Source organism: Rosenbergiella epipactidis (assembly GCF_018494055.1).
In the GTDB taxonomy this organism is placed as follows: Bacteria; Pseudomonadota; Gammaproteobacteria; order Enterobacterales; family Enterobacteriaceae; genus Rosenbergiella; species Rosenbergiella epipactidis.
Genome location: NZ_JABBFQ010000002.1, coordinates 65,218 through 87,432, shown reverse-complemented (window position 1 = coordinate 87,432; position 22,215 = coordinate 65,218). Strand labels below are relative to the sequence as shown.

Sequence of the window (22,215 nt, the reverse complement as noted above, 5' to 3'; positions counted from 1 at the left end):
TGATATGTCTCAGGCTGCACTGAATACGAAAAATAAAGAAACGCAAAAACGTTTACGCTCTGGTCGGAGTAATGGCACTCGTCTTTTTGGCGTGGTTTTTCTTCTGATGGTTGTCGGTACCATCGTGTTTGGTGGGATAGCGGTCGTAAATTGGATGGATGATGTCTCGCGGTTACCGCTTTCGAAGCTCGTGGTGACTGGAGAGAAACGCTATACCTCGAATGATGATGTACGCCAAGCGATACTCTCGTTGGGGCCGCCAGGAACCTTTATGTCGCAAAATGTCGACATTATTCAGCAACAACTTGAAAGGTTACCTTGGATTAAACAAGTAAGTGTACGGAAACAATGGCCAGACGAATTAAAGATTCATCTGGTTGAATATGTACCCGTAGCAAGGTGGAATGAGCAGCATGTCGTCGATGCGTCAGGGGTTTCATTTACACTGCCTTTCCACCAAGGCGCGCCTAAACAAGATATGCCCTTACTTTACGGTCCCGAAGGAAGTGAAAAAGAGGTGATGGCGGCTTTCTACCAAATGGCAACAAAATTGCATACGGTACACTTAACGTTGAAAGCCACTGCGATGACCGCGCGTCACTCTTGGCAGCTTATTACAAGTGATGGTATGAGAATTGAGTTAGGAAGAGGGGAGGATGATAAACGTTTACAGCGTTTTATTACTCTTTATCCAGAACTCGTTAAACAGGCACAAGCGGATAATAAAACTATCAGCTATGTTGATCTTCGTTACGATTCGGGCGCCGCAGTTGGATGGGGCCCCGCACCCGTAGACACGCAAACAGGTAATCAGCAACAAAATCAGGCACAGGCTAAACAACAATGATCAAGGCAACGGACAGAAAACTGGTAGTAGGACTAGAGATTGGCACCGCCAAGGTTGCTGCCCTGGTAGGGGAAATTCTGCCCGATGGTATGGTCAATATTATTGGGGTTGGTAGCTGTCCTTCTCGTGGAATGGATAAGGGCGGTGTTAATGATCTTGAGTCAGTTGTAAAATGCGTTCAACGCGCAATTGACCAAGCTGAGTTGATGGCAGATTGCCAGATCTCATCTGTTTACCTTTCATTATCCGGCAAACATATTAGTTGCCAGAACGAAATCGGGATGGTTCCGATTTCGGAAGAAGAAGTAACACAGGATGATGTTGAAAACGTCGTCCATACTGCGAAGTCGGTACGGGTTCGAGACGAACATCGCATACTGCACGTTATCCCGCAAGAATATGCCATCGATTACCAAGAAGGGATTAAGAACCCTGTCGGTTTATCTGGGGTGAGGATGCATGCTAAAGTGCACCTCATCACTTGCCATAACGATATGGCAAAAAATATTGTTAAAGCGGTGGAGCGCTGTGGGCTGAAAGTAGACCAACTGATTTTCGCCGGTTTGGCTTCAAGTTATGCCGTGCTCACTGAAGACGAACGCGAGCTTGGCGTCTGTGTCGTCGACATTGGCGGTGGCACTATGGATATGGCGGTCTATACTGGCGGTGCGTTACGTCATACTAAAGTGATACCTTATGCAGGGAACGTGGTCACCAGCGATATTGCTTACGCTTTTGGTACGCCACCAACCGATGCCGAAGCGATTAAAGTTCGTCACGGTTGCGCTTTAGGATCTATCGTCGGTAAAGATGAAAATGTAGAAGTCCCGAGTGTTGGGGGAAGACCGCCTCGTAGCTTACAACGTCAGACATTAGCCGAAGTGATTGAGCCGCGTTATACGGAATTACTGAATCTGGTCAACGACGAGATTCTAGAGTTACAAGAACAATTACGCCAGCAAGGGGTTAAGCACCATCTAGCGGCGGGAATCGTACTGACTGGCGGTGCGGCGCAAATCGAAGGTTTGGCCGCGTGTGCACAACGAGTGTTCCATACTCAAGTAAGAATTGGCCAGCCGTTAAACATCACTGGATTAACGGACTACGCGCAAGAAGCGTATTACTCTACGGTGGTGGGCCTCTTACATTATGGTAAAGAATCCCATTTGGGAGACGAAGCTGAGTCGTCAAAACACTCACCTGTCAGTACGTGGTTCAAAAAATTTAACAGTTGGTTAAAAAAAGAGTTTTAATTTTGATTAAAGAGGATCATCCTAAGCCTACTGAGTGATCCTCTGGCAACAGGCACATAACGGAGAGTAATCATGTTTGAACCTATGGAATTAACCAACGATGCGGTGATTAAAGTCATCGGCGTCGGGGGTGGCGGTGGTAATGCTGTCGAACACATGGTACGTGAGCGTATCGAAGGTGTTGAGTTCTTCGCAGTGAACACGGATGCGCAAGCATTACGTAAAACAGCAGTCGGCCAAACAATCCAAATTGGTAATAACATTACTAAAGGATTAGGGGCGGGCGCGAACCCAGAAGTTGGACGTAATTCAGCAGAAGAAGATCGCGAAGCATTACGTGCAGCACTGGATGGCGCTGATATGGTATTTATCGCAGCCGGTATGGGCGGCGGTACAGGTACGGGTGCAGCCCCTGTTGTCGCGGAAGTGGCAAAAGATCTGGGTATCTTAACGGTTGCCGTGGTCACTAAGCCTTTTAACTTTGAAGGCAAAAAGCGTATGGCTTTTGCTGAGCAAGGTATCGCTGAACTCTCCAAGCATGTTGATTCTCTCATCACCATTCCAAACGACAAGCTACTTAAAGTCCTAGGCCGTGGTATCTCCCTTCTAGACGCTTTCGGTGCTGCTAACGACGTACTGAAAGGTGCGGTACAGGGTATCGCTGAGCTGATTACTCGCCCAGGCTTGATGAACGTCGACTTTGCTGACGTGCGTACTGTAATGTCCGAAATGGGCTACGCCATGATGGGATCTGGGATTGCTTGCGGTGAAGACCGTGCTGAAGAAGCTGCCGAAATGGCGATTTCTAGCCCACTGTTAGAAGATATCGATCTTTCTGGTGCGCGTGGCGTCTTGGTCAACATTACAGCTGGCTTCGATCTGCGTTTAGATGAGTTTGAAACGGTCGGTAACACCATTCGTGCGTTTGCTTCAGATAACGCAACCGTGGTAATTGGTACGTCTCTTGACCCTGAAATGAATGATGAGCTGCGTGTAACCGTTGTTGCTACGGGTATTGGCATGGACAAGCGCCCTGAAATTACGCTAGTCACCAATAAAAATACCTCTCAGCCTGTGGTCGATCATCGCTATCAGCAACATGGGTTGACGCCGTTACCTCAAGAGAACAAACCTGCGGCGAAAGTGGTTAACGAACCAAGTTCACAGCCGAATAAAGAGCCAGATTATCTCGATATTCCTGCGTTCTTACGTAAGCAAGCAGATTAAGATATTACTGAAAATTGTCGGCAATCGCTTTTTGTGCTAAAGTGTGCGTCCTTTTATGGGTTATATTCCCGTCTGGAAACAGTAATTTTGCGAGATTGATACGATGATCAAACAAAGGACATTAAAACGTATTGTTCAGGCCACTGGTGTCGGTTTACATACCGGCAAGAAAGTGACGTTGAACCTGCGGCCTGCACCAGCAAATACTGGGGTCATCTATCGCCGCACTGACTTAAATCCACCGGTTGATTTCCCGGCAGATGCTAAATTTGTGCGCGACACGATGCTAAGTACTTGCCTTATCAACGACCAAGGTATCCGTATCTCTACGGTCGAACACCTTAACTCAGCGCTTGCTGGATTAGGGATTGATAACATCATTGTCGAAGTTGATGCGCCTGAGATCCCTATTATGGATGGCAGCGCAGCACCTTTCGTCTATCTTCTGTTAGATGCTGGGGTTGAAGAGCTCAACAGCGCGAAGAAGTTCCTGCGCGTTAAGCAAACCGTACGCGTCGAAGATGGCGACAAGTGGGCCGAAGTGAAGCCTTATAATGGTTTCTCTCTGGACTTTACTATCGACTTTAAGCATCCAGCGATTGACGCAAGTTCTCAGAACTATCGCTTAAATTTCTCGACAGAAGCGTTTATCCGTCAGATTAGTCGCGCGCGGACCTTTGGGTTTATGCGTGATATCGAACAATTACAGTCTCGTGGCCTGTGCCTGGGTGGAAGTCTTGACTGTGCGATTGGATTAGACGACTTCCGTGTCTTGAACGAAGAAGGTTTACGTTTTGATGACGAGTTCGTTCGTCATAAAATGTTAGACGCAATCGGCGACTTGTTTATGTGTGGTCACAATATGATTGGTGCATTCTCTGCATACAAATCGGGTCACGGCTTAAACAATCAACTGCTGCAAGCGGTCTTAGCTAATCAGGAAGCTTACGAATGGGCGACCTTTGAAAATGAAGCTGAGATCCCTCAGGCATTTAGACTGAAAAACTTCGTTCTCGCGTAATATTATTATTACGGCTAACGCCGTAATAACAGACGGGCCATGCTGATTACTCTCCGTTCAGCTGGCTCGTTTTTTTTTGTATGAAATCTATGCGGTTGATGGCTTTTTCAGTGACACAGCGTAATCATTAGTGTGGCATGGGGCGATTGATGCTACTATCAACGTTATTCGGTAGGCAGGACAATCAGGAAAGACTTCACCTATCCTCTATAACGATAATAGATGCTATTTTTCAATATTAATGGATGAATTGTGATTGGTTTGATTTCGCGCTGGGGACAACTAGGTAGACGCTATCTATGGCCGCATCTCTTATTAGGGATAGTCGCGGCAGGTCTAGGGTTGCCTTTCACCAACGGTCTGTTAACCAATACTAACGATACAGCGTTATCCAATAAGCTTTCTACTTCTCCCCAAGCACGTATCTACCACCTTATACGTTTGCACGAACGCGTATTACGTCCTACCTACGTACAAAATTTTTGGCATCAACAAACGCTACGCACGGTTATTCGTCACCTCTCTTTTTCGTTACCCAGAACTCAGAGTCGAGAGCCTGCTTATTCACAGTTGACGGTTAAAAGCCTCGTTGCCCTCTATTCATTAATTACCCTTTTGACGTCGGCTGCGGCATTAAAAGCTCGCCGTCTTATTCGTCAGCGACCAGTGAGTCGAACACCTATGGTGTTTTCAACCGGCCGCTGGGTTGCTCAAGTTCAAGGGATACGGGCCGGGCCGCTTCACGATTAACTATAACTATTATGTCGTCACAACTCGTGAATTTGTTGTCAATAAAGAGAATTTATAATCATGGTAATGAAGTTATTAACAAAGATTTTTGGTAGCAGTAATGACCGTACGTTGCGCCGTATGCGTAAAGTGGTTGATGTCATCAATAACATGGAACCGGACTACGTCGCGCTCAGTGATGAGCAATTAAAGGCGAAAACCGGTGAGTTTCGTCAGCGTTTGGAAAAAGGTGAAAGTCTAGAAAGCCTTATTCCAGAAGCTTTTGCTACCGTGCGCGAAGCCAGTAAACGTGTGTTTAATATGCGCCATTTTGATGTGCAATTATTAGGTGGTATGGTGCTCAACGAGCGCTGCATCGCAGAAATGCGTACTGGTGAAGGTAAAACCTTAACGGCAACACTTCCCGCCTACCTTAATGCGTTAAGTGGTAAAGGCGTTCACGTCGTAACCGTAAACGATTATCTTGCGCAACGTGATGCTGAAAATAACCGCCCATTATTTGAGTTTTTAGGCTTAACCATCGGTATCAACTTACCTGGTATGCAAGCCCCTGCTAAGCGTGAAGCTTATGCAGCAGATATCACCTACGGCACCAATAACGAATATGGATTTGACTACTTACGCGATAACATGGCGTTCAGCCCTGAAGAGCGTGTTCAGCGTAAACTGCATTATGCGTTAGTCGATGAAGTTGACTCCATTCTGATCGATGAAGCGCGTACGCCGTTAATTATTTCAGGGCCTGCAGAAGACAGTTCTGAGCTCTATATTCAAGTCAATAAAATCATCCCGCATTTGGTTCGCCAAGATAAAGAAGACTCCGACACTTTCCAAGGTGAAGGTGACTTCTCGGTGGATGAAAAAGCGCGTCAGGTACATTTAACCGAACGCGGCTTAGTAAAAATTGAGCAGTTACTGGTGGCACAGAATATTATGGAAGAAGGTGAGTCACTTTACTCACCGACTAATATTATGCTGATGCACCATGTCACGGCAGCCTTACGTGCGCATGCACTGTTCACGCGCGATGTTGATTACATCGTTAAAGACGGTGAAGTGATCATCGTCGATGAACATACAGGCCGTACCATGCAAGGCCGTCGCTGGTCCGAGGGTCTGCACCAAGCGGTTGAAGCAAAAGAAGGCGTTGAAATTCAGAATGAGAACCAAACGCTGGCTTCCATCACTTTCCAAAACTACTTCCGTATCTACGAAAAGCTTGCGGGGATGACCGGTACTGCCGATACCGAAGCCTTCGAATTCAGCAGTATCTATAAGTTAGATACCATTGTCGTACCGACTAACCGTCCGATGGTACGTAAAGATAATGCTGACTTGGTCTATATGACCGAGAAAGAAAAAATTGATGCAATCATTGAAGATATTAAAGACTGTACTTCTCGCGGACAACCCGTGTTGGTCGGTACTATCTCGATTGAAAAATCCGAAGTCGTTGCGGATGCGTTAGCTCGCGCGGGTATCAAGCATAGCGTACTGAATGCTAAGTTCCACGCCAGTGAAGCGGATATTATTGCGCAGGCAGGACAGCCTGGTGCCGTCACCATTGCGACTAACATGGCCGGACGTGGTACGGACATTATGTTAGGCGGAAGCTGGCACGCCGAAGTTGAAGCCTTGACCGAGCCGACTGAGGCAGAGATTGCAGCGATTAAAGAAGCATGGCAAGTGCGCCACGATGCGGTACTTGAAGCCGGTGGTCTACATATTATCGGTACAGAGCGCCATGAATCACGTCGTATTGATAACCAGCTTCGTGGTCGTGCCGGCCGTCAGGGCGACAAAGGGTCATCACGCTTCTATCTTTCAATGGAAGATGCCTTGATGCGTATTTTCGCCTCAGACCGCGTGTCAGGCATGATGCGTAAACTGGGGATGAAACCTGGTGAAGCGATCGAGCACCCATGGGTGACCAAAGCCATTGCCAATGCGCAGCGTAAAGTTGAGAGCCGTAACTTCGATATCCGTAAGCAATTGCTCGAATACGATGACGTGGCAAACGATCAACGGAAAGCCATCTACTCGCAGCGTAATGAGTTACTGGACGTGTCGGACGTGAGCGAAACTATTAACAGTATTCGTGAAGATGTCTTGACCTCGACCATCAGTCAATTTATTCCACCGCAATCTCTTGAAGAGATGTGGGATGTGGCCGGTTTAGAAGAGCGCTTACGTACAGATTTCGAGCTTCATCTTCCGCTTACCGAGTGGTTGGATAAAGAGCCAGAATTACACGAAGAAGTTTTACGTGAACGTATTCTGCAGCACTCGCTGCAACAGTATGCCGATAAAGAAGCCGCGGTGGGTGTAGACACCATGCGCAGCTTTGAAAAAGGGATCATGCTGCAGACGCTGGATACACTATGGAAAGAGCACCTTGCTGCGATGGATTACTTACGTCAGGGTATCCATTTACGTGGTTACGCTCAGAAAGATCCAAAGCAAGAGTATAAGCGTGAATCCTTCTCAATGTTCGCCAGTATGCTTGAAGGGCTGAAATATGAAGTTGTCAGCACCTTAAGTAAAGTCCAAGTTCGTATGCCTGAAGAGGTTGAGGCCATGGAGCAGCAGTTCCGTGACGAAGCTGAGCGTTTAGCGGAACAGCAACAGCTTAGCCATGTCGATGACGACACTGCGGCAGGGAATGAAATGGCTAACCAAGCAGCGGAGCGTAAAGTCGGTCGTAACGATTTATGCCCATGCGGTTCCGGTAAAAAATATAAACATTGCCATGGACGTTTAGCATAACTCGTTCTGGTAAGTAGCTGATATCAGGAAAGGTCCATGGAAACATGGGCCTTTTTACTGTCTAGTGGGGCATCAATAATGAAAAATTTACAGGTTGCAGTCGGTATTATTCGTAACGCTGAGAAAGAAATCTTTCTGACTCAACGCGCATCGACCTCTCATATGGCAAATAAGTGGGAGTTCCCAGGGGGGAAAATCGAAACGGACGAGACAGCGTTGGAAGGCTTAACTCGCGAACTGATGGAAGAAACGGGGATCACTGTTACCGAAGCTCAGCCTATTGGTACTGCAAGCCATACCTATCAGGAGGTGAGCGTTACACTGCATTTCTTCTTGGTGGAACAGTGGCTGGGCCAACCTTGGGGGAAAGAAGGGCAACCGCAACGTTGGGTCGCGCAAGCTGACTTACAGGCTGATGAGTTCCCGCCAGCGAATAGTGAGATGGTTGAACGCTTAGTGAAAGGCGAACTGTAGTCGCCAATCTTGTTGCGTTATTCCGGGTCTTTCTCGCTCCATGCCTCATGGTCAAAGTGCGTGGGTTGACCTGGAATAGATTTCTCCTCTGCTGCCCATTCGCCAAGGTCAATCATTTGGCAACGCTTAGAGCAGAAGGGGCGCCAAGCGCTCAACTCATCCCAAATGACCTCTTTTTGGCATTGTGGGCAGTTAACAGTAGTAGGTTCGGGTTGCATAAGGCCTCTTAGCAGCAAGCGAGTTGGAACAATAAATTTTCTGGGACTCTACCATCGTTTTCCAATGGAAAAAAGCGAATTGAAAATCGCGCTTTGTGACCCGAAACTTGTGGGTAAATTTCATCTTCGCTCGCTAATTGGATCCGAATAAGATCTTTATCTTCCGCCGAATTTTGGTAAAAACCTTGGTGAGTTTCAGCCTCGATAAACCGTCCACTCTGTCTGATTAAATGGAGAATGGCCTGTAAACTGAGGTGTAGTGCGGCCAAACCTGAATACCATTGATCGAGCTGAGCTTGACGCTTTTCCAAAGGTAGATGTAGCCAGAGATGTAAGGTCGGCGTGTCAAAGTTACAATAGCCGCCAGGGATCGACAGGCGTTGACGCAATTGTCCGATAAAACGATCTTCTTTAAACGTCGTACCAAACTTGGGCGCTGTATTGATAGCATGGCTATGAGCGCTAAGTTCACTTATCAATTGATTGACGGCTTGTACGTCGATATCCGGCACTGCTAGCCATTGATGTAGCTTCCCTTGCTGCTTTTCTAACTCTTTTAGCAAGTCGGCGCGTAACTCACTACGCTCGAAGATATCAAGAAGCTCTGTCAGAGTACGTAAATAAAGTAAGCAAGCCTCAGGTGAGTCGGCATTGTTCGAGGCTGTCAGTTGCTGCAGTAAATATTCAACGCGCAACCAGCTCCGCATTTTTTCGTTAAGTGGGTATTCGAAGATGATGGGTGACTGGGTCATTGATCGCGCCCCTTATATTCTGATGCTAATTGATTGTAGGTCAAAATAAGCTGAGAGACTTTCTCGGCTAAAGCGCTTTTCGACAAGTTATTATCGATGACATCATCGGCGATGGCTAGCCGCTGTTGCCGTGTGGCCTGAGCGTGAATGATAGCCAAAGCCTGGGAGCGCGGAATACTGTCTCGTTCACAGACTCGCTTAATTTGTTTCTCTTCATCGCTGTCCACCACAATCACTCGCTGGGCAAGATGCTGTAACTGGTTTTCAACTAAAAGCGGCACAACCCAGAGGCACCATTGTCCGGAACATTGCACGATTTTTTGCTGGGTTCTTTGTTGGATCAATGGGTGTAATAAGTTATTCAGCCATTGTTTGTGCTCAGGGGTAGAAAAAATAATCTCGCGTAATTTTTTTCGGTCGAGTTGCCCGTTATCCAACAGAATGTGCTGACCAAAGTAGTCTACCATCGTCGCTAAGGCGGGCTGGCCAGGTTCAACGACCTCCCGAGCGATCAGGTCTGCGTCGATAATCTCTATGTGACTCGCCGCAAAGAGTTCGGCAACGGTTGATTTACCACTCGCAATGCCACCAGTAAGCGCCACGATATAAGCCATAGTGTTAACCCAACCTCACTCTTTAGTATCGCTTTTGCGTACTATTCTCAGTCATGGAGTCAGTATGAAGCGGATAGGCTGGGCTGTAAACCTTGTCAATTACGGAATCGCTAACCTAATGCCTCTCCTAAATAGAATATGGGTAAGTACAGGGCGATGACCACACCACCCACCAACCCTCCGCTGACTGCAAGCATCAACGGTTCAATGCGTTGGGCAAGACGTCGACTAAGGGTTGAGGCTTGGTCGGAATACCAAGTGGCTAATTGAGAAAAGGCATTATCAAGCTGTCCGGTTTCTTCTGCTGATCGAATAAGGAGTAAGGGTAATGAAGGATAGTGATCCTCATAGGCCAGCGCTTGCGACAGTTTTTCTCCAGTATGGAGCCGTTGATAAACCGTTTCGATACTTTGTTTCCACAACGGTGAGGTGAAAATACTGGCGACAAGTTGTAGTCCATTCAGCAGAGTGAGCCCTGATTGTTGCGTGCTGGCAAGGGTTGAGAAGAGTAATGAGAGCTGCCTACTCCGCCAGACTTCTCCCACGAGTGGTGTAGTCAGTAACAGTCGGTGGCGTATCAGTTTCCACCTTGGATAACGCCGATCGCCATAGTGGAGAATGGGCAGTATCAGTGCGGTGAGTACGCAGAGTAAGGGCAATATGGCATTGATAGACTGTGAGGCGCTAATCAATAATTGCGTAAGGTAGGGCAAGGGTGCATTTAACGATTGATACATCAATGCAAACTCTGGCAGCACAAAAGCGAGCAGCCCAGCAGTAGTGAACACTAAAAAAAATAGGGTGATGCAAGGGTAGCGTAATGCAGCAACGAGTTCCTCTCGCATGGCCTTTCGCTGCTCTAATAGCTTCACCACCTGTAAGCAACTATTGGGCAAATGGCCGGTAAGTTCTCCAGCGCTGATGAGTGCGGAAAGCGTAGGGGGAAAAATTTGCGGCCATTGGCTGAGCGCTGCCGAGAGCTTTTCCCCAGCGGAAATTTTTTTCAGTAATAACTCAATAACGATTCGCCAAGGTAGCGAAGGCTGGTTACTCTTCAATAAATTGAGGCTTACCGATAAGGTGAGCCCCGCATTGAGCATAGATTCCAATTGTTGAAAGAAGACGATGAGCGTGTTGAGTTGCCAGCTCTGCATTAAGCGACGGTGTTTCAGCGTAAAATGGTAAGCAATAATTCCCTCGGCCATCAATTGTTGCTCGCCTTGCTCTCGATGAGTACAGAGTTGATAACCGGAACAATTGTCCCCCTTAAACGAGACACCCTGCCAAGAATAGAGTCTAAGCGGCTTCATTATCCGTTCCTACTACACGGAGCAGTTCTTGATAAGTGGTGATCCCTTTTATCACCGCGTACAGACCCGCCTTAAAGAGCGTGTCTAGGTTGTTTTCTTGTAACCGTGCACGAATATTTTGCGTAGAGGTCTTTTTGATGATGGCCTCTTTGATCGCTGCATCGACAGGGAGTAATTCAAAGAGGGCATGACGGCCAGTATAGCCATAAAGGCAATATTGGCAGCCTACCGCCAGCCAATGTTGATGTGAGGGTAACGCTAAGTGTGCAGGTAAGGGATCGGGGGACGAGAGTCGACACTGCTGGCATAAACGTCTTACGAGGCGTTGAGCAACAATAAGTTTTACTGCGCTGGCAGTGAGGTATTCGGCAACGCCCATTTGTGTTAAGCGGCTCAGCGTGTCGAGAGGAGAGTTAGTGTGTAATGTACTGAGGACTAAATGGCCGGTTTGCGCTGCTTTAATCGCAATATCCGCTGTTTGGTTATCTCTAATTTCACCAATCATCAAGATATCGGGATCTTGACGGAGTAATGCGCGTAGGATCGTTGGAAAATCGAGACCGGCTTTAAGGTTAATTTGGGTTTGATTAATCCCCGGAATCACCAATTCAATCGGATCTTCTACACTGCAGAGGTTACGTTCCTCCCTATTCAGCGAGTTGAGGGCGCTATACAGCGTAGCGGTTTTACCACTGCCAGTCGGGCCTGTAACAATAATCAATCCTTGGGGAGCCGCTAATGCTGTCTTAAAAATAGCTAACTGCGCCGGAGGCATACCAAGATTTTCCAGTTGTAGATCCCCCCTAAATGTTTCGAGCAGTCGTAAAACGACTTTTTCACCAAATTTGGTGGGGAGGGTCGCGAGGCGGAAAGAATAGTTTATCTCCTGGTCTAGGAGGCTGAGTTGACCATCTTGCGGGCGGCGATTTTCGGCAATATCGACACCGGCGAGTAATTTAAATCGGCTACTGATGGCAGTGGTTTCGACGGACGTGAGTTCACCGTAAATATATAATACGCCGTCCACTCTTAGACGAATTTTTGCGCCTTGGGCATGAGGGTCAATATGAATATCAGAGGCCTTTTGTTGTACCGCATGGCGGAGAATAGTTTGGCAGTAGTCTATCGTCGTCGGGTTATCCTCCCCTTTATATTCGGTCTGTAAAGGGTGTGGTATTGTGGCAGCTTGCTGAGAGGTCAGGAATTCTTCTCTGGACACCGATTTGATGGCGATTTTTTTTTGGCAGGTAAAGGTGAGTTGATTTATATCCTCCGGCGAGGGAGGAGACATGACGACTAAGCACAGCGACTCTTTATCTTCATACAGAATAAGTGCCGGATGGTTTTCGCAAAATACTTTAAGCTGTGTGGTTCCTGCACTCATGGTTTATTCCCCACATCGTCATAGCGAAGTTGACGTTCGCAGTTATCCTTTAAGGTCTGATTAGCCGCAGTACACCGGCGTTGCCAACTTAACGCTCCAATTTCTGGTTGTAGCGTAGGGATAAGTTCTGCCGTAAGCCCAGTTAAGGTGTTAGCTCCCTGCGCACGTATAACGCCGTTATTGACAGTTAATTCGGTGGTGTAGCGAGTCGTCCGGGGAAGGGGGATGCCTTCTTGGCCACTGTGGCAAGTGTTAAGCTCTCCCTTTTCAAGTGCGCAGAGCTCTACTGCGGTTTTATAGGGCTGTAAGACTTGGAGTAGATCGGTCAGCGCGGCTTTTTGCAGATACCCTTGATAAGCCGGGATACCTAAGGAGCTTAAAATAGCGATGATCGCGATAACGATCATTAATTCGATCAATGTAAATCCTTGTTCCATAATATCCTTCCTTCGCAGTAAAAATGCCTTTTTAAAGCGGAATTACGTGGTTAGGAAGGATGTATGATCAGTCTAGGATTTAGCTGCACAATGTTTATATTCTTTCTCAGGCAGTTTCTTAAAGCTTGTGAGGTATCGCGGAATGCCTATGGTAATCTTGAATAAAGTCTGGCTTATTGTCGGGCACCCTCGTTTAATCACAAGGACCGCTTAGATAAGTGGTAATGACACTGATATGTTGACGATAAAAGATCATTGGTTGGCCGATGCGCGCCGAGTCCCTTCGACGCATTACAATGAACGTCCTGAAGGGGAGGTGCCGCGTTTACTGGTGGTGCATAATATTAGCTTACCTCCTGGTGAGTTCGGTGGCCCCTATATTGATCAACTCTTTACCGGAACATTGTGCGCCCAAGAACATCCATATTTTGCTCAGATTGCAGACTTACGTGTCGCGGCGCATTGCCTCATTCGCCGAGAAGGTGAGATAGTGCAATACGTTCCTTTCGATAAGCGAGCCTGGCATGCTGGCCAATCGAGTTACCAAGGTATTGAAAACTGTAATGATTTTTCTATCGGGATAGAGCTTGAAGGGACTGACCAACTCCCTTATACCGAGCAGCAATACCAGGCTTTATCCGCCATTACTCTATCGCTTATAAAGGCTTATGCTTTAGCGGAAGAAGATATTACTGGGCACAGTGATATCGCGCCAGGTCGTAAAACAGATCCAGGACCCTCTTTCGATTGGGATTATTATCATTCACTTATTGCAGCACACTGATCATCTAGGGAGTAGAGTTAAGTCATGACGTTATTTACGCTATTACTCGTTCTCATTTGCGAGCGGTTATTCAAGTGGGGGGAGCATTGGCAGCTTGAACATCGACTTGTTCCCCTGTTTGGTAAGCAACATCACTTTTCGCTTACTCGTACAGTAGGGTTAGTGGTGCTTGTGATGCTGATTTTTACCTTAATTCTTCATGCTATCGAAGGACTTCTCTTCGGTGTTGTATCGCTGGTGGTGTGGATCCTCGTCGGCGTTCTTTGTATTGGTGCAGGTCAAAGTCGCCAGCATTACCGTGACTACTTACATTCTGCGAATCAGCAGGATGTGACCGGCCACCAAGCAATGGCGGAAGAGCTGAGTGTGATACACCCAATGTCCAATAACATTAGCGATAAGCTCTATTTGCGTGAGCTACAAAATGCACTGTTATGGATTAATTACCGCTTCTATCTAGCCCCTTTGTTTTGGTTTGTCGTCGGGGCGCACTATGGGCCGGTCTTCTTATTGGGTTATGCTTTTCTTCGCGCGTGGCAGGGATGGTTGGCTAAGCAGAATCGTCAGCATCGTGAACAATCTGGGGTCGATATCTTATTATTCTGGATTGATTGGATCCCAGTCAGAATTGTTGGCTTAGCTTATGCATTCTTGGGGCATGGTGAAAAAGCATTACCTGCGTGGTGGCGTTTTATGACCGACTTCAGGCATAAGCCCTATCATGTATTATCGGTGTTAGCGCAATTCTCATTGGAACGTGATCCCTGTCAGGATAAGGTTGAAATGCCACGGATTGCGGTAGCGCTAGCGAAAAGGATTACTTTAGTTATTGTTCTCATCACCGCAGTCCTGACACTGGCAGGCGTTATTTTGTAAAAAAAGGGGGACATTGTCCCCCTTAGTTTTAGCGTGCTGCTTTATTTTTGACTAGGTAGCCAATCCCTAGAATCGCTACCCAGACGGGGATGAGCCATACAGAAATGGCCATTCCTGGAATGGTCAGCATAATGCCCAAAATGGCAATCATAAATAGCAGGCAAACCCAGTTACCGAGTGGATAAAATAGAGCAGGAAAACGTGGCGTGACGCCTTGTTTGATCTTGGCTTTACGAAAACGCATATGCGCCATACTGATCATTGCCCAGTTGATGACCAGTGCCGAAACAACTAATGCCATCAGTAAACCAAAGGCCTCACCAGGCATAAGATAGTTGAGCAAGACAACCAAAGCCGTCGCCAGTGCTGAAAAGCCTAACGCAACATAGGGTACACCACGCTTATCGACATTCAGTAACGCTTTAGGGCCATTACCTTGTTTTGCTAAACCATATAACATACGGCTATTTGAATACACACAGCTGTTATAGACGGATAACGCGGCGGTGAGGATGACGACATTCAATGTATTCGCGACTAATTTATCCCCCAACTCATGGAAAATCAGTACGAAGGGGCTAGTCCCCTCAATGACTTTCGTCCAAGGATAAAGTGACAGGAGTATCGCGAGGGATCCCATATAAAAGATCAAGATACGATAGATAACTTGGTTGGTCGCTTTAGGAATACTTTGTTGCGGGTCTGCGGCTTCAGCAGCGGTAATACCGACCAGTTCTAATCCCCCAAATGAGAACATGATGATGACCATTGCCGTAATTAAGCCGCCAGCACCGTGTGGGAAGAAACCACCTTGTGCCCAAATGTTGGTGACTGAGGCTTGAGGACCGCCGTGTCCACTGAAGAGTAACCAAGCGCCGAAAGCAATCATTCCGATGACTGCTGTAACTTTAATAATCGAGAACCAGAATTCCAGTTCACCGTAAATCTTCACATTGGCAAGATTGATAGCATTGATCAGCACAAAAAATACTGCAGCGGAAACCCATGTAGGGATTTCTGGCCACCAGTATTGAATATAAAGACCCACAGCAGAAAGCTCAGCCATTGCGACTAAGACATACAGTACCCAATAGTTCCAGCCTGATGCAAAGCCGGCGAAGCTTCCCCAATATTTGTAGGCGAAGTGGCTAAAAGAACCCGCTACCGGCTCTTCAACAATCATTTCACCTAACTGACGCATAATCATAAAGGCGATAAAACCGCCGATGGCATATCCCAACAGTACAGAAGGGCCTGCCATTTTGATGGTCTGTGCTAACCCCAAAAAGAGTCCAGTTCCGACGGCTCCTCCTAGGGCGATTAACTGAATATGCCTATTTTTCAGCCCCCGTTTCAACGAACCTGTTTGTTGCTCGCTCATAAATTCCTCTCGCGTAGTGTTCTCGACCCTTATTTCAGGCTGTAAGGAGAATGTGACAGACTGTGTCATTTATTTTACGGGGTTATGGCAGTGAATTACTACGCTGAATGTGAGGAAATATCAGATATTTGTGAGGCAGTCTTGGAGAATCAGCAGATTACAGGGTTACAATATTCTTCATTTTGGCCGCTTAATATGGATAATATCGTGCCAGAAGATTAATTTATGGTGGGTTATTTTATCCAATCTTCATCAGGAGCGATTTGATAAGGGGGCGGGAGGAGAAGAATAATGATTTTTTCCCCATGGATAAACGGAAGCATCTGGCAAAAATAGCGAAGAAAATTTTTGATCTAAAGCCTACTTTGGTGAACGCAATATAGACAGTAGGTAAATGTTTTGTTAGCTTAGCCCATCTTGTGGGAAATTGGTATGACCAATTTAAAAGAGCAGCAATGACTACGAGTATGATGGCTTACAGTAAAATCAGGCAGCCCAAGCTTTCTGATGTAATAGAGCAACAGCTAGAGTCCCTCATTATGGAAGGGACACTCCGGCCTGGTGAGAAGCTTCCACCAGAACGCGAACTTGCTCGACAATTTGATGTCTCTCGTCCTTCGGTGCGAGAGGCTATTTTGCGTTTGGAAGCAAAGGGATTATTGCACCGCCGCCATGGAGGAGGCACCTACGTTCAAGATTGCCTTTGGCAGAGCGTTAGCGATCCCTTAATAGGCTTATTGGCACAGCACGGCGAGTCCCAGTTCGATTTACTCGAAATGCGCCATGCATTGGAAGGTATTGCAGCGTATTATGCAGCACTGCGTGGAACGGAAGACGACCTATTAAGAATCAACCGCTATCACTTGGCGATCCAAAAGGCGCAAGATAGCGGTGATTTAGACGTAGAAGCCGATGCGGTAATTGATTATCAAATTACCGTCACTGAAGCGGCGCATAATGTGGTTCTGCTGCATTTAGTCCGAGCAATGGGGCCAATACTCAAGCAAAATGTGCGTTCAAACTTTGAATTACTTTACTCCCGCCGCGATATGCTGGCGAAAGTAAGTGCGCATCGTGCAAGGATTTATGAAGCAATTATTGCACGACAGCCAGAAAAAGCCCGTGAAGAATCTAACTCGCACTTGGCTTTTCTTGAAGAGATTTTATTGGAGAGAAACCGGGAGCAATCCCGCCGTGAGCGTTCATTACGACGCTTACAGCAACGAAAAGATTGAGTCACCTAGTTATAAAGAGCGGAGATCGGCATCATGATGCGTCATGACCTTTACTCAGCAACGTTATCAATTTCAATGTACAGACACAGATAAGGAATACCCCATGTCAGACCGTCTACATAATGACGTGGATCCGATTGAAACTCGCGACTGGCTACAGGCGATTGAATCGGTCATCCGTGAAGAAGGTGTTGAACGCGCGCAATATTTGATTGATCAAGTATTGAATGCGGCTCGCAATGGTGGTGTAAACGTAGCTTCTGGTTCCGCAATCAAAGACTACATTAACACTATCCCAACGGAAGAAGAGCCTACCTATCCAGGGAATACGAGTTTAGAACGCCGTATCCGTTCAGCGATTCGCTGGAATGCGATCATGACCGTACTACGCGCGTCTAAGAAAGATTTGGAATTGGGTGGACACATGGCCTCATTCCAATCCTCCGCCACCATTTATGAAGTCTGCTTCAACCACTTCTTCCGTGCGCGTACCGAAAAAGATGGCGGTGACTTAGTTTACTTCCAAGGACACATCTCTCCGGGTGTCTATGCTCGCGCCTTCCTAGAAGGTCGTCTGACCGAAGAGCAAATGAACAATTTCCGTCAAGAAGTTGACGGTAAAGGTCTTTCTTCCTACCCGCACCCTAAATTAATGCCTGATTTCTGGCAGTTCCCAACGGTATCAATGGGTCTGGGACCGCTAGGCGCGATCTATCAAGCTAAGTTCTTAAAATATCTTGAACACCGCGGCTTAAAAGAGACCTCAGCGCAAACCGTATATGCCTTCTTAGGTGATGGCGAGATGGATGAACCTGAATCTAAAGGTGCAATCACCATCGCGACTCGCGAAAAGTTAGATAACTTAGTCTTTGTGATTAACTGTAACTTACAGCGTCTTGATGGGCCGGTTACAGGTAACGGTAAGATCATCAATGAATTAGAAGGGATCTTCGGCGGCGCAGGCTGGGAAGTGATCAAGGTAATCTGGGGCGGTCGTTGGGATGAACTGCTGCGTAAAGATACTAGCGGTAAGTTGATCCAACTGATGAACGAAACCGTCGATGGCGATTACCAAACCTTTAAATCTCGTGATGGCGCATATGTCCGCGAGCACTTCTTTGGTCGTTATCCAGAAACCGCTGCACTAGTAAAAGATATGTCGGATGAAGAGATCTGGTCTCTAAACCGTGGTGGCCACGATCCGAAGAAAATCTATGCAGCCTTCAAGAAAGCGCAAGATACCAAAGACAAGCCTGTTGTGATCCTTGCTCATACCGTAAAAGGTTATGGGATGGGTGAAACAGCTGAAGGTAAAAACATTGCTCACCAAGTGAAGAAAATGAACATGGAAGGCGTGCGTTACATCCGTGACCGCTTCAATGTTCCTGTCACCGATGAGAACTTGGAAAAGCTTCCTTATGTGACGTTCTCTGAAGACTCTGAAGAGTACAAATACCTGCATAAACAGCGTGAAAACTTAGGCGGTTATCTACCAACACGCCAAGCAGAGTTTACTGAATCGCTGCAGATGCCAGCCTTAAGCGAATTCCAATCCTTGTTGGAAGAGCAGAATAAAGAGATTTCAACCACTATCGCCTTCGTTCGTGCGTTAAACGTGATGTTGAAAAATAAATCGATCAAAGAACGTCTTGTGCCGATTCTTGCAGATGAAGCGCGTACTTTTGGTATGGAAGGCCTCTTCCGTCAGATTGGTATCTACAGTCCGAATGGTCAACAATATACTCCGCAAGACCGTGAGCAAGTGGCGTATTACAAAGAAGACGAAAAAGGACAGATCCTGCAAGAAGGTATCAACGAGTTGGGTGCGGGCGCATCGTGGTTAGCTGCAGCGACCTCTTATAGCACCAACAACTTACCGATGATTCCGTTCTATATTTACTACTCAATGTTTGGCTTCCAACGTATCGGCGACCTTTGCTGGGCGGCAGGTGACCAACAGGCACGTGGTTTCTTAATCGGCGGAACATCAGGTCGTACGACGTTGAACGGTGAAGGTTTACAGCACGAAGATGGCCATAGCCATATTCAATCGCTGACAATTCCTAACTGTATCTCTTATGATCCTGCTTATGCTTATGAAGTCGCAGTCATTATGCAAGACGGCTTAGAACGTATGTATGGCCAATCACAAGAGAACGTGTATTACTACATCACGACCCTGAACGAAAACTACCATATGCCAGCCATGCCAGAAGGGGCTGAAGAAGGTATCCGTAAAGGTATCTACAAGCTCGATGCGCTGGAAGGGAATAAAGGTAAAGTTCAGTTACTGGGTTCAGGCGCAATCCTTCGCCATGTGCGTGAAGCGGCGAAAATCTTGTCTGAAGACTATGGCGTCGGTTCTGATGTGTTTAGCGTGACATCCTTTACCGAGTTGGCGCGTGACGGTCAAGATTGTGAGCGTTGGAATATGTTACACCCAGCGGAAGAGCCTCGCGTACCGTACATCTCTCAAGTTCTGAGTGATGCGCCAGCGGTTGCATCAACCGATTATATGAAGCTATTTGCTGAACAAGTACGTACCTATGTACCTGCCAGCGACTATCGCGTATTGGGTACTGATGGCTTTGGTCGTTCGGATAGCCGTGAAAACTTACGTCATCACTTCGAAGTTGATGCATCCTATGTCGTCGTCGCGGCACTGGGTGAACTAGCAAAACGTGGTGAAGTTGACAAACAAGTGGTTGTCGACGCGATTAAGAAATTCAATATTGACGCAGACAAAGTCAATCCACGTCTGGCGTAAGAGGTAAATGTAGATGTCAATTGAGATCAAAGTTCCGGATATCGGTTCAGACGAAGTTGAAGTCACCGAGATCTTGGTTAAGGTCGGAGACAAGGTTGAAGTCGAACAGTCTCTGCTTACTGTTGAAGGCGATAAAGCCTCAATGGAAGTACCTTCACCTCAAGCAGGCGTGGTGAAAGCGATCAGCGTTGCGACCGGCGATAAAGTCGAGACGGGATCACTGATTATGATCTTCGAAGAGGAAGAAAACGCAGCAGCAGCCCCAGAGGCTGCTCAACCTGCCGCAGAAAAAGCTCCCGCTGCGGCGGCGGCTTCTGCTTCGGCAAAAGACGTGATGGTGCCAGATATCGGTGGTGATGAAGTGGAGGTCACCGAGATCTTGGTTAAGGTCGGCGATACCGTTGAACTTGAACAGTCACTACTCACCGTTGAAGGCGATAAAGCGTCCATGGAAGTGCCTGCGCCTTTTGCTGGAAAAGTGAAAGAGATCAAAGTGAATACCGGCGATAAAGTAAATACCGGTTCATTGATTATGACGTTTGAGGTCGCGGGTGACGCGGCAGCTCCTGCTAATGCCCCTTCTGCGCAAGAAGAGCCAGCGCCAGCGGCGGCGTCCAAAGCTTCAGCCAACCAAGTCGTTAATGTGCCTGATATCGGTGGTGACGAAGTCGAAGTCACGGAAATTCTCGTGAAAGTCGGTGACAAGGTCTCACTGGAACAGTCATTGATTACCGTTGAAGGCGATAAAGCCTCAATGGAAGTTCCAGCACCTTTCGCCGGTACGGTTACTGAGATCCAAGTTGCTGTAGGCGACAAAATCAGTACTGGTTCTGCCATCATGGTCTTCAGCAGCGATGCGCCAGCCGCTGAAAAAGCGCCTGCACCTGCGCCAGAGAAACCAGCTGCTCCAGCCCCAGCGAAGGCCGCACCCGCGGCTGCGCCTTCCGCTGCCCCGACGGCGAAGGATGAGTTTGCAGAAAATAGCGCTTATGTGCATGCGACGCCGGTTATTCGTCGTCTTGCTCGCGAATTTGGTGTGAACTTAGCTAAAGTGAAAGCGACAGGCCGTAAAGGGCGTATCGTTAAAGAAGACGTCCAAGCGTATATTAAAGAGGCATTAAAACGTGCCGACGCGGCTCCTGCGGCGGCGAGTGGCCTTCCAGGAATGCTGCCTTGGCCGAAAGTCGATTTCAGTAAGTTTGGTGAAGTGGAAGAAGTCGAGCTGGGTCGCATTCAGAAAATCTCTGGTGCTAACCTCAGCCGTAACTGGATGGTCATTCCACACGTAACTCACTTCGATGAGTCCGATATTACTGAACTGGAAGCCTTCCGTAAGCAACAGAATGTTGAAGCCGATAAACAAAAACTGGACGTTAAAATTACGCCAGTCGTGTTTATTATGAAAGCGGTGGCGAAGGCGCTGGAAGCTTACCCTCGTTTCAATAGTTCTTTATCAGAGGATGCACAGCGCTTAACCTTGAAGAAATACATCAACATTGGTGTTGCGGTCGATACGCCAAACGGGCTAGTCGTACCGGTATTCCGTGATGTGAATAAGAAAGGGATTATCGAACTTTCTCGTGAACTGATGGAAATCTCCAAGAAGGCTCGTGCAGGTAAACTGACAGCCTCCGATATGCAAGGCGGCTGCTTCACGATTTCAAGCTTAGGCGGTTTAGGAACGACCTCGTTCACGCCAATCGTTAACGCCCCTGAGGTGGCGATTTTAGGTGTATCTAAGTCGACGATGAAACCTGTTTGGAATGGTAAAGAGTTTGCGCCACGTCTGATGTTGCCACTGTCACTCTCGTTTGACCACCGAGTGATTGATGGCGCAGAAGGTGCACGTTTTATCTCCTACCTGGGTCAGGTACTGGGCGATATTCGTCGTCTCGTTATGTAATATCTTGAGGTCGGCATTTGCCGGCCTCAATCTTATTTGGGATTCGGACAGGGTTTCATTGAGAAATAATGCGCTAATCCCCAAAACAACACACCTTTACGCAATCTCGTTTGCACAATTTTAACAATTATGTAAACTCTTGCATTACATAGGTTCCGGGAAAATAGGTGTATAAATGGTGATTGCACTATTACCCCGGAGAATCGAATAAGAGGT

At 47.2% G+C, this 22,215-nt stretch carries 19 protein-coding genes; 12 read left to right on the top strand and 7 right to left on the bottom strand.

The window, feature by feature from the left end; all coding sequences use genetic code 11:
* Positions 1-4: 4 nt before the first annotated feature.
* From ftsQ to mutT, 7 genes are all read left to right on the top strand, one after another.
* Positions 5-847 (top strand): cell division protein FtsQ, encoded by an 843-nt coding sequence (gene ftsQ / locus HGT71_RS03355; RefSeq protein WP_048911513.1) that lies wholly within the window; start codon positions 5-7, stop codon positions 845-847.
* A complete protein-coding gene (gene ftsA / locus HGT71_RS03350) occupies positions 844-2,100 on the top strand; it encodes a cell division protein FtsA (protein WP_048911514.1) in 1,257 nt (418 codons plus the stop codon). The genes ftsQ and ftsA overlap by 4 nt, the downstream gene beginning before the upstream one ends.
* A 72-nt stretch (positions 2,101-2,172) precedes the next feature.
* The gene (ftsZ, locus tag HGT71_RS03345) at positions 2,173-3,327 is read left to right on the top strand and encodes a cell division protein FtsZ (RefSeq protein WP_048911515.1); all 1,155 of its coding nucleotides are present in this window, start codon (positions 2,173-2,175) and stop codon (positions 3,325-3,327) included.
* 103 nt (positions 3,328-3,430) lie between these two features.
* Positions 3,431-4,348 carry a UDP-3-O-acyl-N-acetylglucosamine deacetylase gene (lpxC, locus tag HGT71_RS03340; protein WP_099822573.1) on the top strand — a complete coding sequence of 306 codons (918 nt, stop codon included), beginning with the start codon at positions 3,431-3,433 and terminating at the stop codon, positions 4,346-4,348.
* Positions 4,349-4,600: 252 nt separating this feature from the next.
* Positions 4,601-5,098 (top strand): secA translation cis-regulator SecM, encoded by a 498-nt coding sequence (secM, locus tag HGT71_RS03335; RefSeq protein WP_214216617.1) that lies wholly within the window; start codon positions 4,601-4,603, stop codon positions 5,096-5,098.
* Between the two features lie 60 nt (positions 5,099-5,158).
* Positions 5,159-7,864 (top strand): preprotein translocase subunit SecA, encoded by a 2,706-nt coding sequence (gene secA, locus HGT71_RS03330; RefSeq protein ID WP_214216616.1) that lies wholly within the window; start codon positions 5,159-5,161, stop codon positions 7,862-7,864.
* Between the two features lie 78 nt (positions 7,865-7,942).
* The gene (mutT, locus tag HGT71_RS03325; protein ID WP_214216615.1) at positions 7,943-8,338 is read left to right on the top strand and encodes an 8-oxo-dGTP diphosphatase MutT; all 396 of its coding nucleotides are present in this window, start codon (positions 7,943-7,945) and stop codon (positions 8,336-8,338) included.
* Positions 8,339-8,355: 17 nt separating this feature from the next.
* On the opposite strand, the gene yacG is transcribed toward mutT, so the two are convergent.
* From yacG to ppdD, 6 genes are all read right to left on the bottom strand, one after another.
* The gene (gene yacG / locus HGT71_RS03320) at positions 8,356-8,556 is read right to left on the bottom strand and encodes a DNA gyrase inhibitor YacG (protein WP_099822570.1); all 201 of its coding nucleotides are present in this window, start codon (positions 8,554-8,556) and stop codon (positions 8,356-8,358) included.
* An 8-nt stretch (positions 8,557-8,564) separates the two neighbouring features.
* On the bottom strand, positions 8,565-9,308 hold the full coding sequence (gene zapD, locus HGT71_RS03315) for a cell division protein ZapD (protein WP_214216614.1): 744 nt from the start codon (positions 9,306-9,308) through the stop codon (positions 8,565-8,567).
* Positions 9,305-9,922 carry a dephospho-CoA kinase gene (gene coaE, locus HGT71_RS03310; protein WP_214216613.1) on the bottom strand — a complete coding sequence of 206 codons (618 nt, stop codon included), beginning with the start codon at positions 9,920-9,922 and terminating at the stop codon, positions 9,305-9,307. The genes zapD and coaE overlap by 4 nt, the downstream gene beginning before the upstream one ends.
* A gap of 110 nt (positions 9,923-10,032) precedes the next feature.
* Positions 10,033-11,232: a type II secretion system F family protein gene (locus tag HGT71_RS03305; RefSeq protein ID WP_214216611.1), complete on the bottom strand. Its 1,200-nt coding sequence runs from the start codon at positions 11,230-11,232 to the stop codon at positions 10,033-10,035.
* Positions 11,219-12,616, bottom strand: coding sequence for an ATPase, T2SS/T4P/T4SS family (locus HGT71_RS03300; protein WP_214216609.1), 1,398 nt, complete (start codon positions 12,614-12,616; stop codon positions 11,219-11,221). The genes HGT71_RS03305 and HGT71_RS03300 overlap by 14 nt, the downstream gene beginning before the upstream one ends.
* Complete coding sequence (gene ppdD / locus HGT71_RS03295; protein ID WP_214216607.1) at positions 12,613-13,053, bottom strand: prepilin peptidase-dependent pilin; 441 nt, start codon at positions 13,051-13,053, stop codon at positions 12,613-12,615. The genes HGT71_RS03300 and ppdD overlap by 4 nt, the downstream gene beginning before the upstream one ends.
* 238 nt (positions 13,054-13,291) lie before the next feature.
* Between ppdD and ampD the strand changes: the two genes are divergently transcribed.
* Complete coding sequence (gene ampD, locus HGT71_RS03290) at positions 13,292-13,837, top strand: 1,6-anhydro-N-acetylmuramyl-L-alanine amidase AmpD (protein WP_214216915.1); 546 nt, start codon at positions 13,292-13,294, stop codon at positions 13,835-13,837.
* A 24-nt stretch (positions 13,838-13,861) separates the two neighbouring features.
* Positions 13,862-14,713 (top strand): beta-lactamase regulator AmpE, encoded by an 852-nt coding sequence (gene ampE / locus HGT71_RS03285; RefSeq protein WP_214216605.1) that lies wholly within the window; start codon positions 13,862-13,864, stop codon positions 14,711-14,713.
* Between the two features lie 28 nt (positions 14,714-14,741).
* On the opposite strand, the gene HGT71_RS03280 is transcribed toward ampE, so the two are convergent.
* Positions 14,742-16,094 carry an amino acid permease gene (locus HGT71_RS03280; RefSeq protein WP_214216603.1) on the bottom strand — a complete coding sequence of 451 codons (1,353 nt, stop codon included), beginning with the start codon at positions 16,092-16,094 and terminating at the stop codon, positions 14,742-14,744.
* A 470-nt stretch (positions 16,095-16,564) separates the two neighbouring features.
* Here HGT71_RS03280 and pdhR point away from each other — a divergent pair, with 470 nt between their 5' ends.
* From pdhR to aceF, 3 genes are all read left to right on the top strand, one after another.
* Positions 16,565-17,329 (top strand): pyruvate dehydrogenase complex transcriptional repressor PdhR, encoded by a 765-nt coding sequence (pdhR, locus tag HGT71_RS03275; protein ID WP_214216914.1) that lies wholly within the window; start codon positions 16,565-16,567, stop codon positions 17,327-17,329.
* A 103-nt stretch (positions 17,330-17,432) separates the two neighbouring features.
* On the top strand, positions 17,433-20,096 hold the full coding sequence (gene aceE / locus HGT71_RS03270) for a pyruvate dehydrogenase (acetyl-transferring), homodimeric type (RefSeq protein WP_214216601.1): 2,664 nt from the start codon (positions 17,433-17,435) through the stop codon (positions 20,094-20,096).
* 13 nt (positions 20,097-20,109) lie between these two features.
* Positions 20,110-21,999, top strand: coding sequence for a pyruvate dehydrogenase complex dihydrolipoyllysine-residue acetyltransferase (aceF, locus tag HGT71_RS03265; RefSeq protein WP_214216599.1), 1,890 nt, complete (start codon positions 20,110-20,112; stop codon positions 21,997-21,999).
* Positions 22,000-22,215: the final 216 nt, after the last annotated feature.